The sequence below is a fragment of the Amycolatopsis sp. NPDC051372 genome (assembly GCF_040682095.1).
Lineage (GTDB): Bacteria > Actinomycetota > Actinomycetes > Mycobacteriales > Pseudonocardiaceae > Amycolatopsis.
This window is the reverse complement of sequence record NZ_JBFBAF010000011.1, coordinates 211,337-228,306: the sequence shown is the minus strand read 5'-3', so window position 1 is coordinate 228,306 and position 16,970 is coordinate 211,337. Positions and strand designations below refer to the sequence as shown.

The following is a 16,970-nucleotide window of genomic DNA, read 5'->3' as shown; positions in this document are numbered from 1 at the left end:
ACGGCTGGAGGGGACGCAGGATGCGGGTGTTCAGAGGGCTGTGCGCGGCGGTGGTCGTGGCCGCGGGGCTCGTGGTTCCGGTGCAGGCGGCGTCGGCGGCGCAACGACCCGCCGTCGGCTCCGAACCCGTGTACGACTTCGCCGGTGCGATCCGCGAAACGGTGTGGGTCGACGTCGGGCGCGACGGGGACGGCGACGGCAAACCCGACCGCGTGGCCGCCGACATCGTGCGGCCGGCCGAGCCCGCGGCGCAGGGGCGCAAGATCCCTGTGATCATGGACGCGAGCCCGTACTACTCCTCGCTCGGGCGCGGTAACGAGAGCGAGTTCAAGACCTACGACCAGCAGGGCCGTCCGGTCGGCTTCCCGCTGTACTACGACAATTACTTCGTGCCGCGCGGCTACGCGGTCGTGCTCGTGGACCTGGCCGGCACCAACCGGTCGACCGGCTGCGTCGACGTCGGTGGTGCTTCCGACGTGCAGTCGGCGAAAAAGGTCGTCGACTGGCTCAACGGGCGCGCCACCGGCTACAGCGCGAAGTCCGGCGGCAGCAAGGTCGCGGCGAGCTGGAGCGACGGCGGCGTCGGGATGATCGGCAAGTCCTACGACGGCACGATCGCCAACGGCGTGGCCGCCACGGGTGTCGCCGGGCTGAAGACGATCGTCCCGATCTCCGCGATCAGCTCCTGGTACGACTACTACCGCTCCGACGGCGCGTCGTTCGGCTTCGACCCGGACGGGCTCGCGGAGACCGTCGAGACGCGCAACGGCGGCCAGGACTGCTCGGCGCAGAACACGAAGCTCGCCAAGGGCGCCACCGCCAACGGCGACTTCGGCCCGTTCTGGGCCGATCGCGACTATGCGGCGCAGGCGAAGAACGTGCACGCGAGCGTGTTCGTCTCCCATGGTGTGAACGACCTGAACGTGAAGACGATCAACTTCGGCCAGTGGTGGGACGCGCTCGCGAAAGCCGGCGTGCAGCGCAAGATCTGGCTCGCGCAGACCGGCCACGTCGACCCGTTCGACTACCGCCGCACCGAGTGGGTGGACACGCTGCACCAGTGGTTCGACCACTACCTGATGGGCATCGACAACGGCATCGAGAAGCAGCCGATGGCCACCGTCGAGCGGCAGCCGGACCAGTGGGTTGACCAGTCCTCGTACCCGGCGGCGGGCGTGAAGGCCACCACGCTGCGCCCGCACGCCGGAGCCACTGCGGGCGTCGGCATGCTGAGCAAGGCGGCGACCTCGGGCACGGCGTCGTTCACCGACAACCTCGACGGCAGCGAGAACGGCTGGGCGGCCAACCCGTCGGCGACCTCGCCCAACCGCGTCGTCTACAGCACCGGCTCACTTTCCGCGCCGCTGCAGGTTTCGGGCACGTCGTCGATCACCGTCACGGCCACGCCGAGCACGTCGTCGGCCCGGCTCTCGGCGATGCTGGTGGACTACGGCCCCGCCACCATCCGCAACTACTCCGCGGGCGGCGAGGGCATCAAGACCGGCACCACCGAGACGTGCTGGGGCTCCACCGCCCCCGGCGACGACGCTTGCTACAAGGTGACCAGCGCCGACACCACGAACGTCGGCTTCACGGTGATCAGCCGCGGCTGGGCGGATCTGGCGAACTACCGGTCGCTGAGCAAGGAGTCGCCGCTCACGCCCGGCGAGCCTTACACGATGACCTTCCGCCTGGCGACCACCGACCACGTCGTCCCGGCGGGCCACACGCTGGCGCTCGTCATCGGCGGCACCGACGCCGACTTCATCATGGGCCCGGCGAAGGGACCGAAGCTGACGATCGACCTCGCGAAGACGTCGGTGCGGATCCCGTTGGTGGGTACGGCGCCGGCCGGCCCGGGTGCGGCGCTGCCGCGCACCGCGCTGTCGTCGGTGGCGAACCGGCCGCAGCTCGACCTCCGCTGACGCGTTCGTGAGGGATGGCGCCGGTTCCCGCCGGCGCCATCCCTCACGCGTCAGGCGGTGGCTTCCGTGCGGGCCTCGCGCGGTTTCCGTTGCAGCGCCCGGGCGACCGGCTCCACGATCCGGGCTGCCGTGGGGCCGAGGATCGCCATGAGCAGCACGTAGGCGGTCGCCAGGGCGGCGAGCTCGCCGTCGACCGCGCCGGCGGTGACGGCGAGGCCGGCGATCACGATGGAGAACTCGCCGCGGGCCACCAGGGCCGCCCCGGCGCGGGCGCGGCCCAGTTTGCCGATGCCCTGTCTTCGCGCGGCCCACCAGCCCGTGCCGACCTTGGTCAGCGTGGTCGCCACGGCCAGCACCACGGCCCAGCCGAGCACCGGCGGGATCGACGCCGGGTCGGTGTTCAGGCCGAACACCACGAAGAACACCGCCGCGAACAGGTCGCGCAGGGGTTCGAGCAGGCGCGTGGCGTTGTGGGCCGTCGAGCCGGACACGGCGATGCCGAGCAGGAACGCGCCGACGGCGGCCGAGACCTGCATCGCCGACGCGAGGCCCGCTACGAGCAGCGCGGCGCCGAGGATCTTGAGCAGGAACACCTCGCGGTCGTCGCTGTCCACGATGGCGGAGACGTAGCGGCCGAACTTCAGCGCGATCACCAGCACCACGGTGATCACCAGGAGCGAGATGCCGACCGCTTCGCGGCCGCCGAGGAAGCTGACGCCGCCGAGGATCGCCGTGAGGATCGGCAGGTACAGCGCCATCACGAGGTCCTCGAACACCAGGATCGACAGCACCACCGGCGTCTCGCGGTTACCGAGGCGGCCGAGGTCGCCGAGCACCTTCGCGACGATGCCGGACGACGAGATGTAGGTGACGCCCGCCATCACGATCGCGCCGATCGGGCCCCAGCCCAGCAGCAGCGCCACGGCCGCGCCGGGCAGCGCGTTGAGCACGATGTCGAGCAGGCCCGCCGTCCACGAGCGGCGCAGGCCCGTGAACAGCTCCGCCGCCGAGTACTCCAGCCCCAGCAGCAGGAGCAGCAGCACCACGCCGATCTCGCTGGCCAGGTGAGTGAAGTCGCCGATGTCGGTGAGCGGGATCAGGCCGCCGGAGCCGAAGCACAGGCCGCCGAGGAGGTAGAGCGGGATGGGGGAGAGGCCGATGCGGCCGGCGAGCCTGCCCAGCACGCCGAGCACGAAGAAGACCCCGCCGAGTTCGATCAGGGACAGCGCGGTGTGGTCCATCAGCCTTGCTTGAGGATCTTGGCGGCGGCGTCCAGACCTTCGGACGTCCCGACCGCGACGAGCAGGTCGCCCGCTGTGAAGGTGAAGTCAGGCGTCGGCGACGGGTGCACCTGACCGGCGCGCGCCACCGCGACCACCGACACGCTGGTGCGGGTGCGCATCGCCGTGTCGCCGAGCGTGCGGCCGTCGAACGGCCCGTCCTCGGTGATCGGCAGCTGGCGCGTGTGGATGCCGGGCAGCTCCCGGTGCTCTTCGGTCAGCTGCGCGACGAGCTGCGGCGCGCCGAGCAGGTTGGCCAGCGCGCCGGCCTCGTCCGCGGTGAGCGGCAGCGAGGCGAGGCAGGCGTCGACGTCATCCGCCTTGGACACGATCAGCTCGATCTTGCCGTCCCGCTGGGTGACGACACCGATGCGCCGTCCCGCACGCGTGGCGAAGTCCTTCCGGACACCGATTCCGGGCAGGGGAGTCACTTCCACGTTCACACCGGCCACGGTAACCCATTGTCCGATTCGCGAGGCTCAGACGAGCTCCGGCAGCCGGGTGGTCACGACCACCGCGCGCGTCGCCGACCGTGGCGGCCCGGTGAAATTCCCGCCCCGCACGAGGTCTGGAGCACCACGGTCGTGCTCGCCTAGGGTTCCCCGTGCCGGGAGGAGGCCACGATGGCCGAGTTCGCACGGGACCGCGTCGCCGCCAACGGGATCACGTTCGAGTACCTCGAGGCCGGTGAGGGTCCGCTCGCGTTGTGCATGCACGGGTTCCCGGACACGCCCTTCACCTACCGGCACCTGCTGCCCGCGCTCGCCGCGGCCGGGTTCCACGCGGTCGCGCCGTTCGTGCGCGGGTTCGCGCCGACGGAACTGCCACCGCTGCGCCACTTCGTGCACTCGAGCGTGATGGTCGCCGACCAGATCGCGCTGACCCGGGCGCTCGGCGGTGGTCCGGACGCGCTGCTGGTGGCGCACGACTGGGGCGCGGTCGGGGCGTGGGGCGCGCTCGGGCGGGCTCCCGAGCTGTGGGGGCGCGCGGTGATCCTCAACATCCCGCCGTTCGAGATCTTCGGCGAGAACCTGGGCACCTACGCGCAGATCAAGCGCAGCTTCTACTTCTGGTACTTCCAGATGCAGCGGGCGATCGAGGACCGGATCCGCCAGGACGACTTCGCCTTCATCCGTGACATCTGGCGACTGGTCTCCCGGCTACCCGGCCGACGAGGACTTGGGCTACCTGCGGGCCGCGCTCGCCGATCCCGACCACCTGAACGCCGCGCTGGGTTACTACTGGGGCCAGTTCGACCCGACGCGCTTCGGCACGCCCGAGTGGATGGCCGAGCAGGCCGCCGCGTGGGGTGGCAGTGTGCCCCAGCCGTTGCTCTACCTGCACGGCACCAACGACGGCTGCCACGGCATGACCGCGGCCCAGGTCGAGCGGGTGACCGAGTTCGGCGGGCCGGGCTCCGAGTCGGAGCTGATCGAGGGGGTCGGGCACTTCATGCTCGTCGAGCGGCCGAAGGAGCTCAACGACCGCATCAGCGGCTGGCTGAACCGCACCGGCTGACCGGCCGCGCCACGTGCCGGGGCGCAGCCCCACGGTGCCGCCGGTCAGGAGAGCTCGAGCAGGAGCGTGGCCACGACCATGACGGCCGCCGTCGCGCCGTGGACGGAGAACGCGATCGCCCGGCTTCCCTTGTGGCGCAGGATGATCAGCATGTCGCCCACGGGGATGAACGCCTCGGCGAGCAGGATCCAGCCGAGGACGTGCGGACCGGCCGCGAGCATCGCCGCGCCCACCACCAGCCCGGACGCGATGTCGCGCACGCCCTTGATGTGGAAGAACGCCGTCGTGCCGGTCGGGATCGTGGCGAGGCCGAAGCCGGCGGCGGTCTTCTCCGGCGCCAGCAGGTAGCTCAGTCCCACGTAGATGATGCCGATCGCGACGATTCCGGCGATGACGTAGGCGGTGACGAGCACAGGGTCCTCCAGTGAATCTAGCGATGCTAGGAACCCCGTCAACGCTAACTTAGCTGAGATAGTTTGTCTAGCGGTGCTAGAGTCACTGCTCATGAACCGGCGACTGCGCAAGGAGCGCGGCCGAGCGGACCGGAAACGGCGGATCGTCGCCGCCGCCCGCGAGCTCGCCGAGGCGCAGGGCTGGGACGCGGTCACCACGCGCCGGCTCGCCGCGCTGATCGAGTACAGCCAGCCCGTGCTGCACAGCCACTTCGCCGGCAAGGACGCGATCATGGCGGCCGCCGCGCTGGCGCCCTGCACGGCCTGGTCATCCTCGACCGCGGGCACCGGCTGAGCCCGGGTCACCGCGAAAAGCGGCTGGCCGTGCTGGTGTCGCGCTTCGGCGGCTGAGCGGCCCGCCGGGCGCGCCGCCGGAACCGTTGCCGGACCCTTGCCGGACCCCTTGCCGGACCCGGACGAACAGCCCGGCAGAGCCGCCTCACCGGCCGTGCCGGGCGGCGGGCAGAATGAACGCCGATCACGCAGAGCAGGACGAACGCGAGGAGAGTTTCGGTGACGGGAGCCCTACGTGGTGTGGTCGCGCTGGACGGCCCGTCGGGAACCGGCAAGACCACGGTCGCGCGCAAGCTCGCCGACCGGCTCGGCGCGGGCTACCTCGACACGGGCGCGATGTACCGGCTCGTGACGCTCGCCGTGCTGCGCGCGGGCACCGACCCGGCCGACACCGACGCCGTCGGTCACCTCGCCCACGACGTGCACTTCAGCATCGGCACCAGCCCCGAGCGCCCCGAGGTCCGCCTCGGCGACGAGGACGTGGCCGCCGACATCCGCGGGCCCGAGGTCACGCAGGCCGTGTCGGCCGTCTCCGCGGTGCCGCAGGTGCGCGAGCTGCTCGTGTCGCGGCAGCGCCGGATCATCGCCGACGTGCTCGCCGACACCGGCGGCATCGTCGTGGAAGGCCGCGACATCGGCACGGTCGTGGCGCCCGAGTCGCCGCTCAAGGTCTACCTCACCGCGTCGGCCGACGTCCGCGCCGCGCGCCGCAGCGGGCAGGACAGCGCCGCCGGGCGCGACACGAGCGTCGAGGCGGCGCGCGAGTCCGTCGAACGCCGGGACCGCCTCGACTCCACGCGGGCGACGTCGCCGCTGCGCGCGGCCGGGGACGCCGTGCCGGTCGACACCTCGGAGCTGTCCATCGACCAGGTGATCGTGGCGCTCGCCGAGCTGGCCTGCCGTCGCGGCCTGCTCGACGACTGTCCCGCCGAAGCCGAGGTCGAGGCGCGGGCATGACCGGTGGCGCTCTCCCCGAGGGTGCGATCGGCCTCCTGCACGACGCCGGTCGTGTCTTCGGGCGGTACCATCTGCGATCGGTCTTCCGGATCCGGGTGCACGGGCGCGACCGGATGCCCGACGCCGGCCCGGTCGTGGTGATCGCCAACCACAGCTCCATGATCGAGCCGCAGCTGATTTTCGGAATGCTGCCGCGGCGTTCGGCGTTCCTGGTCAAGGCCGAGATGTTCAAGGGCGCGTCGGGGTGGTTCCTGCGGGCGATCGGCCAGATCCCGGTCAAGCGGGGTGAGATCGACCGCACACCGCTGATGACGGCGGTCGGCGTGCTGAAGGCCGGCGGGGTCGTCGGCATCTTCCCCGAGGGCACCCGGGGCGCCGGCGACGTCGGCGTGGCCGAAAAAGGCGCGGCCTGGCTGGTCCGCGCCGCCGGGGCGACCGTGCTGCCGGTCGCGACGCGGGGCACGTTGAAGCCCGCGAACGGGAAGCGGCGCTGGCGCCCGCGCGTGGACATCCTCGTGGGGGAGCCGTTCACGCCGAAGGTGGGCCCGGGCCGGACCGGCCTGGAAGAGGGCACCGAGGAGCTGCGCCTGCAGCTCGCGGGGCTCGTGAAGACTTTGGACGATTGGCGCGCCGAGAACCGAATCGGCTCGCCGTAGGTGAAGTGGGAACACGATGACAGGGTTTGACGGCGTCGCTGACGCCGGGTTCGAAGGTGCCGGAGAGATCGACGGCACCTGGTCCGACGAGACCGAGTTCGCCGCGCTCGACGCGCAGATCGAGGCCGACGGCGCCGCCGAGCAGGCGAACCTCGCGCAGCCGGTGCTGGCCGTGGTGGGCAGGCCCAACGTGGGCAAGTCCACTCTGGTCAACCGCATCCTCGGCCGGCGCGAGGCCGTGGTGCAGGACGTGCCGGGTGTGACGCGCGACCGTGTCGCCTACGACGCCTACTGGGGCGGTCGGCGGTTCACGCTCGTCGACACCGGCGGCTGGGAGCCCGACGCGACCGGCCTGCAGGCTTCCGTGGCGGCGCAGGCGGAGATCGCGATGCAGACGGCCGACGCCGTGCTGCTCGTGCTCGACGCGTCCGTGGGCGCCACGGCCACCGACGAGGCCGTGGCCCGCGTGCTGCGGCGCTCGAAGAAGCCGGTACTGCTGGCCGCCAACAAGGTGGACGACGACCGGCTGCTCGCCGACACCGCGTCGCTGTGGCGCCTCGGCCTCGGCGAACCGCACCCGGTCAGTGCCCTGCACGGGCGCAGCTCGGGCGACCTGCTCGACGCGATCATCGAGGCCCTGCCCACCGCGCCGCGCGAAGCCGGCACCGTGAGCACCGGCCCGCGCCGCGTCGCGCTCGTCGGCAAGCCGAACGTGGGCAAGTCGAGCCTGCTCAACAAGCTCTCGGGCGAGCAGCGCTCGGTGGTCGACTCGGTCGCCGGCACGACCGTCGACCCGGTCGACTCACTGGTCGACCTCGACGGCGAGACCTGGCGGTTCGTGGACACGGCGGGTCTGCGCAAGCGGGTGAACTCCGCCAACGGCGCCGAGTACTACGCCTCCCTGCGCACCAAGACGGCGATCGACGCGGCCGAGGTCGCGATCGTGATGCTCGACGCCGGCGAGCCGTTGTCCGAGCAGGATCTGCGGGTGCTCACGATGGTCGTCGAGGCGGGCCGCTCGCTCGTGCTCGCCTTCAACAAGTGGGACCTCGTGGACGAGGACCGCCGCCACGCGATGGTGCGCGAGCTCGACCGCGGCCTGGTCCGCGTGCCGTGGGCGGAGAAGGTGAACATCTCCGCGCTCACCGGCCGGTCCGTGCGCAAGCTCGCGCCGGCGCTGCGGACGGCGCTGAAGTCGTGGGACCAGCGCGTGCCCACCGGCCAGCTCAACGGGTGGCTGTCGGACCTCATCGCCGCCACGCCGCCGCCGGTGCGCAGTGGCAAGCAGCCGAAGGTGCTCTTCGCCACGCAGGCCGGCATCCGCCCGCCGACGCTCGTGCTTTTCACCACCGGTTTCCTCGAGGCCGGTTACCGACGGTTCATCGAGCGCAAGTTCCGCGAGCGGTTCGGCTTCGAGGGCAGTCCCGTCCGGGTGAACGTCCGCGTGCGCGAAAAGAAGGCGAAGCCCAAGGTCGGGGGCAAGGCCGCGAAGAGCCGCTGACCTCGTCGGACGCTGATCGGACGCGGTTCGGACGCGCCGGGGGAGATCGTTTCCCCGGCGCGTTTTCGCGCTCTGTCACCGAATGCGGAACCGGTGACGCCCGACACTCGACCGTGACCCTTGCGCTATCTGACGTTCACCTCCGCGTATGGTGGATGGCTGCACCGGGCGCCTCATTCGGAGAGCCAGCCCGAATGACGCTCGCGGAAGGTGAGTGATGGGCTTGCGCGCCCACGGTAGGACCCTTTACGGCCTTTTTTCGAAACCCGCGGCTACGCGGCGTGACGGGGTGGCCCGGTGACTCTCACCGCCGACCACGCCCCCACCACCGAACTCGCCCTCGCCGCCGACGAGGCAACCACCGCACTGGCCTGTGTCGCCGAGGTGACCCACGCTCCCTCCGACACCCCGATCGCCGACCGCGCCCTGTTCTGGTCCGGGCTCGGCGCCAGCGAGCGCACGCTGCTCCAGATCCTCATGGAGACGGCCGAGCAGCACCCCAACGCCGCTGCCATCGACGACGGCACCACCACCCTGACCTACCGCCGGCTGCTCGAGGAGATCGAGACCTACGGCCGCCGCCTGCGGGCACACGGCGTCGGCCTCGGAGACCGCGTCGGCGTCCGCGTCTCGTCCGGCACTGCCGAGCTCTACGTCGCGATCCTCGCCACCCTGTCCGTCGGCGCCGCCTACGTGCCGGTCGACGCGGACGACCCCGAAGAGCGCGCGGAGCTCGTGTTCGGCGAAGCCGGCGTGGCCGCGATCGTCACCGACGGCATCATCACCGTCGCCGGCACCACTCTGGGACAGGGTGACGGCCGCCCCGGCCCGGCCGACGACGCGTGGATCATCTTCACGTCCGGGTCCACCGGCAAGCCCAAGGGCGTCGCCGTCACGCACGCCTCCGCCGCGGCCTTCGTGGACGCCGAGGCCGAGCTGTTCCTCACCGAGGAGCCCATCGGCCCCGGCGACCGCGTGCTCGCGGGCCTGAGCGTCGCGTTCGACGCCTCCTGCGAGGAGATGTGGCTCGCGTGGCGCCACGGCGCCTGCCTGGTGCCCGCGCCGCGCGCGCTGGTGCGCACCGGTGTCGACCTCGGCCCGTGGCTGGTCGCGCAGCGCATCACCGTCGTCTCCACCGTGCCGACGCTGGCCGCGCTGTGGCCCGCCGACGCGCTTGAGGACGTGCGCCTACTCATCTTCGGCGGCGAAGCGTGCCCGCCGGAGCTGGCCGAGCGCGTGGCCGTGGAAGGCCGCGAAGTCTGGAACACCTACGGCCCCACCGAGGCCACCGTCGTCGCCTGCGCCGCGCAGATGACCGGCGAAGGCCCGGTGCGCATCGGCCTGCCCCTCGTGGGCTGGCAGCTGGCCGTGGTCAACGAGGCGGGCGATCCGGTCGCCATGGGTGAGACCGGTGAGCTCGTGATCGGCGGCGTCGGTCTCGCGCGCTACCTCGACGCCGAGAAGGACGCCCAGAAGTTCGCGCCGCTGCCCTCGCTGGGCTGGCAGCGCGCCTACCGCAGCGGGGACATGGTCCGCGCCGAGCACGAAGGCCTGCTGTTCCTCGGCCGGCTCGACGAGCAGGTGAAGCTCGGCGGCCGCCGCATCGAGCTGGGCGAGGTCGACGCCGCGCTGCAGTCGTTGCCCGGCGTGCAGGGCGCGGCCGCCGCGGTCCGCCGCACCAAGGCCGGCAACCAGGTCCTCGTCGGGTACGTCGTGCCGAGCGCCGGCGCCACCTTCGATTCGGACGACGCCGCCACCCGGCTGCGCGAGCAGCTGCCGGCCGCGCTGGTGCCGCTGCTCGCGGTCATCGACGACCTGCCCACGCGCACCTCGGGCAAGGTCGACCGCGCCGCGCTGCCGTGGCCGCTGTCCACTGTGGACGTCGGGGCCGCCGGCCTGTCCGCCACCGAGGCGTGGCTGGCCGAGGGCTGGTCGGAGATCCTCGGCGTGTCCGTGACGGACCCGAAGGCCGACTTCTTCACCCACGGCGGCGGCAGCCTCACCGCCGCGCAGCTCATCGCGCGCATCCGCACCCGCCACCCCGAGGTGTCGGTCAACGACATCTACCAGCACCCGAGGCTCGGGTCGCTGGCCACGATGCTCGACAAGCTCAGCGGCCAGGAGACCGAACGCCGCGACATCGCGCCGACGCCGCGCCGCGCGGGCGTGGTCCAGACGCTGCTGATGCTCCCCCTCATGGGTCTGGTCGGCCTGCGCTGGGCGTCGCTCGCCGCGGTGGCCTCCAATGTGCTGTCACTGCTCGGGTTCTCCTGGGCGCCCACGCTGAACTGGGCGTGGCTCGTGCTCGCGTGGCTGGTGCTGTTCAGCCCCGCCGGCCGCATCGCGATCGCCGCGGGCGGCGCGCGGGTGCTGCTGTCGGGCGTGCGCCCCGGCAGCTACCCGCGTGGCGGGAGCGTGCACCTGCGCCTGTGGACGGCCGAGAAGCTCGCGGAGTTCAGTGGCGCGGACAGCGTCGCCGGTGCTTCGTGGATGACGACGTACGCCAAGGCGCTCGGTGCCCGGGTCGCCAGGGACGTGGACCTGCACTCGCCGCCGCCGGTCACCGGCTTCCTGAAGCTGGGCCGCGGTGCCGCCGTGGAGCCCGAGGTGGACCTGACCGGCCACTGGGTCGACGGCGACCTCGTGCACATCGGCAAGATCCGGATCGGCGCGGAGGCCCGCGTCGGTTCGCGCAGCACGCTGTTCCCGGGCGCCCGCATCGGCAAGGGCGCGGAGATCGCCGCCGGTTCGACCGTGCGCGGTGCCGTGCCGGCCGGGCAGCGCTGGGCGGGTTCGCCCGCGGTGCGCTCGGGCAACGCCAAGGACGCGCTGAAGTGGCCGGGCAGCCGGCCGCCGCGGTCGCGCTTCTGGGCGACCGTGTACGGCATCACCTCGTTCGTGCTCGGGTTCCTGCCGGGCATCGCGGCGCTGCCGGGCGTGGCCGTGCTCGGCTACGCGATCTGGGGCGCGCCGACGCTGCCGGCCGCCCTCACGCAGGCCCTGATCTTCGCCCCGGTCGCCACCGTCGCCTACTTCCTCACCTACGCGCTGCTGGTGCTGGCCGGCGTCCGGGCGCTCGGCGTCGGCATGGTCGAGGGCTACCACCCGGTTCACGGCCGCGTCGCGTGGCAGGTGTGGGCCACCGAGCGCCTCATGGGGATGGCCCGCGAAGGCCTGTTCCCCTTGTACGCCAGCCTGTTCACGCCGGTGTGGCTGCGGCTGCTCGGCGCGAAGGTCGGCCGCAACGTCGAGGCGTCGACCGTGCTCGCGTTGCCGAAGATGACCAAGGTCGACAGCGGCGCGTTCCTCGCCGACGACACGATGGTCGCGACCTACGAGCTGGGTCACGGCTGGCTGCACGTCGCCCCGGCACGCATCGGCAAGCAGGCGTTCCTCGGCAACTCCGGTATGACGGCGCCGGGCCGTTCGGTGCCGAAGCGCGGCCTCGTGGGCGTGCTGTCCTCGACGCCGCTGAAGGCCAAGAAGGGCTCGTCCTATCTCGGCATGCCGCCGCTCCCGGTCCGCCGGGCGGTCGGCGACGCCGACACCAGCCGCACCTACACCCCGGCGCTGCACCTCAAGGCCGCGCGGGCGTTCGTGGAGCTGCTGCGGATCGTGCCGGTGATGTGCGGGGTCGCCCTCGCCGTGGGCGTCGCGTTCTCACTGCTGGCGATCGCGTCGCTCTGGGGGTTCGGCATCGCCGCGCTGCTGGCCGGACCGGTGTTGCTGGCCGCCGGTGTCGTCGCCGCGCTCACCGCCACCGTGGTGAAGTGGCTGCTGGTCGGGAAGTTCCGCGCGATCGAGCACCCGTTGTGGAGCTCCTTCGTGTGGCGTAACGAGCTGGCCGACACCTTCGTCGAGACGCTCGCGGTGCCGTGGCTGATCGGATCGGTCGGCGGCACGCCCCTGCTCACCGCCTGGCTGCGCACCATGGGCGTGAAGATCGGCCGCGGCGTGTGGCTGGAGACGTACTGGCTGCCGGAGTCGGACCTCGTCCGCCTCGGCGACGGCACGACGATCAACCGCGGCTGCGTGGTGCAGACGCACCTGTTCCACGACCGGATCATGAGCATGTCCCGGGTGGAGCTGGACGAGGGCGCCACGCTCGGCCCGCACGGCATCGTGCTGCCGGGCGCGAGCATCGGCGCGCGCACCACCGTGGGCCCGGGTTCGCTCGTCACGCGTGGCGACGCGGTGCCGGCCGACACGCGCTGGCTCGGCAACCCGATTTCGACCTGGCGTCGGTGAGCCCGGGACCGTTGCGGCGCGCCAAGATCCGCGCGATCCTGCTGGAAGACGATTACCTCACGGAAAGCGGGGTTCTGCTCGCGTGACGTCGAAGGCTGCCGCGCCGGCACCCGGCGCGGAAACCTCCGCAGATTCGTACCTCCCCGGTCACGGCAACGGTGGCTACCACGTCCGCCACTACGACTTGGACCTCGACTACCGCGTCGGGCCCAACCGGCTCAGCGCTACCGCGGTGCTCACCTGCGTGGCGACGCAGGCCCTGTCGCGGCTGTCGCTCGACCTCGGCGAGTTCCGCGTCTCGCGGGTGTTCGTCGACGGCCGGCCGGCGAAGTTCGTCCGGCGCGGGCTGAAGCTCCAGGTGAAGCCCGTCCGGTCGATGGCGGCCGGCACGGAGTTCCGTGTCGAGGTCCGCTACGTCGGCAACCCGCGGCCGGTGCCGAGCCGCTGGGGCGACATCGGGTGGGACGAACTCACCGACGGCGCGCTCGTCGCGAGCCAGCCGATCGGCGCTCCGTCGTGGTTCCCGTGTAACGACCACCCGGCAGACAAGGCGACCTACCGCGTCACGGTGACGACCTCGTCGTCGTACCTGGTCGCGGTGACGGGGAACCTCGTGTCGCGCTACCAGTCGGCGAGCACCGCGACCTGGGTGTTCGAGCGGCCGGAGCCGACGGCGACGTACCTGATGAGCGTGCAGGTCGGGCGCTACGACGACGTCGAGCTCGTGGCCGGGGCCGGCGCGGGCTGGTTCTCGCACCCCGAGGCGCGGGCGTTCCGGCTGCGCCTCGGGTTCGGGCGCGCCAGCAGCGTCGAGTCCGTGGTGTCGACCGTGCCGCAGCGGGCCGCGGTGCCGCCGCGGCTGCGCAAGGCGTTCGCGCGCGACTTCGGCCGCCAGGGCCGGATGATGGACGTGCTGCAGCGCCTGTTCGGTCCGTACCCGTTCGGCGAGTACGTGGTGGTCGTGACCGATGACGAGCTCGACGACCCGATCGAGGCGCAGGGGATGTCCATCTTCGGCGCCAACCACGTCGACGGCCGGCGCACCTACGAGCGCCTGGTCGTGCACGAGCTCGCGCACCAGTGGTTCGGCAACAGCCTCTCCGTCGCCGACTGGCGCCACATTTGGCTCAACGAGGGCTTCGCGACATACGCCGAGTGGCTGTGGTCGGAGGAGTCCGGCGGCCAGTCGGCGGAGTCGCTGGCGCGGATGTGGCACGCACGGATGAAGGCCAGGCCGGCCGACGTGCGCATCAGCGACCCGGGTGTGGGGCGGATGTTCGACGAGCGCGTGTACAAACGCGGCGCGCTCACGCTGCACGCCCTGCGCGGCGAGATCGGTGACCCGGCGTTCTTCGCGCTCGTCAAGGCGTGGACCTCGGAACACCGCCACGCCACGGTGAGCACCGAGGAGTTCGTCGCGTCCGCCGAGGCCTACGCGGCTCGCGCCCTGCGGCCGTTCTTCACCTCCTGGCTGGAGACACCCGCGCTGCCGGAGCTGTAACCCGTTCCCTCGCGCGAGCCGGAGCGGGCAGAATGGCGGCCTGACGAAGGGGGCGTCCATGACATGGCCGCAGCAGCCCGGTCCGCCGTGGCGAAGTGGTACCGGCGCTTGGGTGGTGTTCGGCGCGGTGGTGGTGGTCGTGGTCGCTTTCGGGGTGACCGCGTTCGTCGCCCCGGGGTTCCTCCGCCGGACGCGCACGGTGTCGGGCGTGGGACAGGTGGTGCCGGGCGCTTCCGTGGCGGCTCCGCCGTCTTCGGACGCCGCTGCGCCGTCGGCGGGCGACGGGCCGCCGGTCTCCATCCCGGCCGCGCGCACGGCGGAACCGCATCGCCCGCAACCGCTGGCCGACCCGTCGAGCTGCAGCTACCCGGCCGACCCGAACGGACCCGCCGCCAAGCCCGCGACGCCGCCCGCCGACGGGCCGGAGCCCGCGAGCGGCACCGTCGGCGCGACCTTGGCCACCACGGCCGGGGACATCGGGCTGACGTTGGACCGCGCGCTCGCGCCGTGCACGGTGGCGAGTTTCGTGACACTGGCGAAGGAGGGCTTCTACACGGGGACCAGCTGCCACCGGCTCGGCACGACCGATCTGCAGATGCTGCAGTGCGGCGACCCGGCCGGCGACGGCACGGGCGGGCCCGGGTACACGGTGCCGGACGAGTTCTTCCCGCAGCTGACCTACGGCCGCGGCCTGGTCGCGTTGGCCAACACGGGCCAGCCCGCCTCCGGCGGCAGCCAGTTTTTCCTGATGTTCGGCGACACGCCGATCCCGCCGACGTACACGGTGTTCGGCACCGTCTCCGACGCCGGGCTCACCGTTCTGGACAAGGTCGCGCGTGGTGGCGTGGACACGTCGTCGGCGGGTGCGTACGGCGACGGTACGGGACGGCCGCGGATCCCCGTCACCTTCACGGCGGTGTCGGTCCAGGGCTGAGCAGTCCGGGGCCGGCCGTCCGGAGTCGAGCACCCGGCCGTCACCCCGGCCGTCACGCGGACGGCGGCTGTGGCCCCGCTGGCTGGGACGGCAGGCTCTTCCGATGGCTTCCGTCAGGCGGCAACGGCATCTGAACAAGGCGCTCATGGGCATCCCGCGAAGGGCGGAGTCGTCGGATCGGGCCACGCTGACGCGGACGTTCGTGGCGGCCGGGTCGTTTTCGGCGATGCTGCACTCGACCGACCACCAGGTGCTCTACGGCCGCCGCGGCGCGGGTAAGACGCACGCTTTGCTGTACCTCAGTGATCTCGTGGACCGCACCGGCGACATCGCGGTCTACGTCGACCTGCGCACGCTCGGCAGTGCGGGCGGGTTGTACTCGGACGGCGGAACTTCGGCGGCCGTCCGGGGGACGCAACTGCTCGTCGACACGATCGAGGCGGTGCACGAGGAACTGCTGGCCGTGGCCGTGGAGCGCGAGCTGGGCAACCCGGACACGCTGTTGCCGGCACTCGACGCGCTCGCCGAGGCGGCCACGGCGGTCGAGGTGGTGGGGGAGGTGGAGCGCGAGACGCGGGCGAGTGCGTCGGAGGACGCGGTCCTCGGCGTCGAGGTCGGGCTGCCGCCCGCGGCGCGGATCTCGCTGGGGCACAAGCGTTCCGCCGGCCGCGAGAGCCGCCTGCGGCGCACCGGTACCGAGCGCCACCACGTGGTGTTCGGCCCACTGGGGCGCGCGTTGCGGGCGGTGGTGCGAGCGCTGGAGGGCCGGCGGCTGTGGCTGCTGCTCGACGAGTGGAGCGCGCTTCCCTTGCAGCTGCAGCCGTTGCTGGCCGACCTGCTGCGCCGCACGTTCCTGCCGACGGCCGGCGTCACCGTGAAGATCGCGGCCATCGAACGGCGCTCGCGGTTTCGGGAACGGCTCGCCGACGGCGATCACCTCGGCATCGAGGTCGGCGCCGACGCCGCTTCGGCCGTGAGCCTCGACGACATCATGATCCTTGACGACGCCCGCACCCGTGCGCTCGAGTTCTTCGCGCAGCTGTTCCACAACCACGCTGCCGTCCGGCTGGTCGCCACACTCCCGGCACCGCCGTCCGACGCCGAGGCGTTCGTCGCGGAAACCTTCCGCGGCACCGCGTTCGCCGAGCTGGTGCGCGCGGCCGAAGGCGTGCCGCGCGACGCGATCAACATCGCGGCCCTGGCGGCCCAGCACGCGCACGACCAGCCCATCGGGCTGCGCGAGGTCCGCCTCGCCGCCCGCGACTGGTACCTGCGCGACAAGCACAGCGCCATCAGCGCCGACGAGACGGCCACGACAGTGCTGCGCCTGCTCGTCGACGAGGTCGTCGGCCGGCGCCGCTCGCGCACCTTCCTGCTCGACCGCTCGCCCGGCCCGCGCCACGCCGTGATCGCCGACCTCTACGACGCGCGGCTGATGCACGTCCTGCGCCGCGGGCTCGCCGATCCGCACCGGCCCGGCACACTGTACGACGGCTTCGCCATCGACTACGGCTGTTACGTGGCTCTGCTGCTGGGCAAGGACGCCACTCGCCGCCCGCACGCCCGGGGTTCGTGGCTCACGTTGCCGAGGGGCGTGCCGCCCGACGGGTTCAACCTCGCGCACGAAGCCGTGGATCTCGAGGCCCTGTAACGCGGTCCGCCCGCGGAGCCACCGAAGTGACCCCGCGGGCGGGAGCGCGTCGA

The 16,970-nt window shown here is 72.2% G+C and carries 13 protein-coding genes and 1 pseudogene; 11 read left to right on the top strand and 3 right to left on the bottom strand.

Features of this window, described 5'->3' with window-relative positions:
• Window positions 1-20 precede the first annotated feature (20 nt).
• A complete protein-coding gene (locus tag AB0M56_RS19130; protein ID WP_364177624.1) occupies window positions 21-1,925 on the top strand; it encodes a Xaa-Pro dipeptidyl-peptidase in 1,905 nt (634 codons plus the stop codon).
• 50 nt (window positions 1,926-1,975) lie between these two features.
• Here the strand turns inward: AB0M56_RS19130 and AB0M56_RS19125 are convergent, their stop codons facing one another.
• Window positions 1,976-3,166 carry a cation:proton antiporter gene (locus AB0M56_RS19125; RefSeq protein ID WP_364177621.1) on the bottom strand — a complete coding sequence of 397 codons (1,191 nt, stop codon included), beginning with the start codon at window positions 3,164-3,166 and terminating at the stop codon, window positions 1,976-1,978.
• Entirely contained in the window at window positions 3,166-3,648 is a 483-nt protein-coding gene (locus AB0M56_RS19120) for a cation:proton antiporter regulatory subunit (RefSeq protein ID WP_364177619.1), read from the bottom strand. Before AB0M56_RS19120 ends, AB0M56_RS19125 begins: the two co-directional genes overlap by 1 nt.
• Before the next feature lie 180 nt (window positions 3,649-3,828).
• On the opposite strand from AB0M56_RS19120, the pseudogene AB0M56_RS19115 reads away from it, so the two are divergent.
• Both AB0M56_RS19115 and AB0M56_RS19110 read left to right on the top strand, forming a co-directional pair.
• Window positions 3,829-4,194: pseudogene (locus AB0M56_RS19115) on the top strand (alpha/beta fold hydrolase); the annotation flags it as partial.
• A gap of 145 nt (window positions 4,195-4,339) precedes the next feature.
• The gene (locus AB0M56_RS19110; protein ID WP_364177616.1) at window positions 4,340-4,723 is read left to right on the top strand and encodes an alpha/beta hydrolase; all 384 of its coding nucleotides are present in this window, start codon (window positions 4,340-4,342) and stop codon (window positions 4,721-4,723) included.
• Between the two features lie 44 nt (window positions 4,724-4,767).
• Here the strand turns inward: AB0M56_RS19110 and AB0M56_RS19105 are convergent, their stop codons facing one another.
• A complete protein-coding gene (locus tag AB0M56_RS19105) occupies window positions 4,768-5,136 on the bottom strand; it encodes a DUF4267 domain-containing protein (protein ID WP_364177613.1) in 369 nt (122 codons plus the stop codon).
• Between the two features lie 91 nt (window positions 5,137-5,227).
• Here AB0M56_RS19105 and AB0M56_RS19100 point away from each other — a divergent pair, with 91 nt between their 5' ends.
• The 8 genes from AB0M56_RS19100 to AB0M56_RS19065 all read left to right on the top strand — a co-directional run bounded on the left by AB0M56_RS19100 (window position 5,228) and on the right by AB0M56_RS19065 (window position 16,917).
• On the top strand, window positions 5,228-5,470 hold the full coding sequence (locus AB0M56_RS19100; RefSeq protein ID WP_364177610.1) for a helix-turn-helix domain-containing protein: 243 nt from the start codon (window positions 5,228-5,230) through the stop codon (window positions 5,468-5,470).
• 239 nt (window positions 5,471-5,709) lie between these two features.
• Entirely contained in the window at window positions 5,710-6,426 is a 717-nt protein-coding gene (gene cmk / locus AB0M56_RS19095; protein ID WP_364177693.1) for a (d)CMP kinase, read from the top strand.
• On the top strand, window positions 6,423-7,082 hold the full coding sequence (locus AB0M56_RS19090) for a lysophospholipid acyltransferase family protein (RefSeq protein ID WP_364177607.1): 660 nt from the start codon (window positions 6,423-6,425) through the stop codon (window positions 7,080-7,082). Before cmk ends, AB0M56_RS19090 begins: the two co-directional genes overlap by 4 nt.
• Window positions 7,083-7,098: 16 nt before the next feature.
• The gene (gene der / locus AB0M56_RS19085; RefSeq protein ID WP_364177604.1) at window positions 7,099-8,583 is read left to right on the top strand and encodes a ribosome biogenesis GTPase Der; all 1,485 of its coding nucleotides are present in this window, start codon (window positions 7,099-7,101) and stop codon (window positions 8,581-8,583) included.
• Between the two features lie 366 nt (window positions 8,584-8,949).
• Window positions 8,950-12,831 carry a Pls/PosA family non-ribosomal peptide synthetase gene (locus tag AB0M56_RS19080; protein WP_364177690.1) on the top strand — a complete coding sequence of 1,294 codons (3,882 nt, stop codon included), beginning with the start codon at window positions 8,950-8,952 and terminating at the stop codon, window positions 12,829-12,831.
• An 82-nt stretch (window positions 12,832-12,913) separates the two neighbouring features.
• Window positions 12,914-14,332, top strand: a complete 1,419-nt coding sequence (locus AB0M56_RS19075) for a M1 family metallopeptidase (protein WP_364177601.1) — start codon at window positions 12,914-12,916, stop codon at window positions 14,330-14,332.
• A gap of 58 nt (window positions 14,333-14,390) precedes the next feature.
• A complete protein-coding gene (locus tag AB0M56_RS19070) occupies window positions 14,391-15,266 on the top strand; it encodes a peptidylprolyl isomerase (RefSeq protein ID WP_364177598.1) in 876 nt (291 codons plus the stop codon).
• A 103-nt stretch (window positions 15,267-15,369) separates the two neighbouring features.
• Window positions 15,370-16,917 carry a hypothetical protein gene (locus AB0M56_RS19065; protein WP_364177595.1) on the top strand — a complete coding sequence of 516 codons (1,548 nt, stop codon included), beginning with the start codon at window positions 15,370-15,372 and terminating at the stop codon, window positions 16,915-16,917.
• Window positions 16,918-16,970 lie beyond the last annotated feature (53 nt).

What these genes read in the sequence shown, in the direction of transcription:
- AB0M56_RS19130 (WP_364177624.1), top strand. Translation starts at nt 21, where the DNA reads ATGCGGGTGTTCAGAGGGCTGTGCGCGGCGGTGGTCGTGGCCGCGGGG.
- AB0M56_RS19125 (WP_364177621.1), bottom strand. Translation starts at nt 3,166, where the DNA reads ATGGACCACACCGCGCTGTCCCTGATCGAACTCGGCGGGGTCTTCTTC.
- AB0M56_RS19100 (WP_364177610.1), top strand. Translation starts at nt 5,228, where the DNA reads ATGAACCGGCGACTGCGCAAGGAGCGCGGCCGAGCGGACCGGAAACGG.
- AB0M56_RS19090 (WP_364177607.1), top strand. Translation starts at nt 6,423, where the DNA reads ATGACCGGTGGCGCTCTCCCCGAGGGTGCGATCGGCCTCCTGCACGAC.
- der (WP_364177604.1), top strand. Translation starts at nt 7,099, where the DNA reads ATGACAGGGTTTGACGGCGTCGCTGACGCCGGGTTCGAAGGTGCCGGA.
- AB0M56_RS19070 (WP_364177598.1), top strand. Translation starts at nt 14,391, where the DNA reads ATGACATGGCCGCAGCAGCCCGGTCCGCCGTGGCGAAGTGGTACCGGC.
- AB0M56_RS19065 (WP_364177595.1), top strand. Translation starts at nt 15,370, where the DNA reads ATGGCTTCCGTCAGGCGGCAACGGCATCTGAACAAGGCGCTCATGGGC.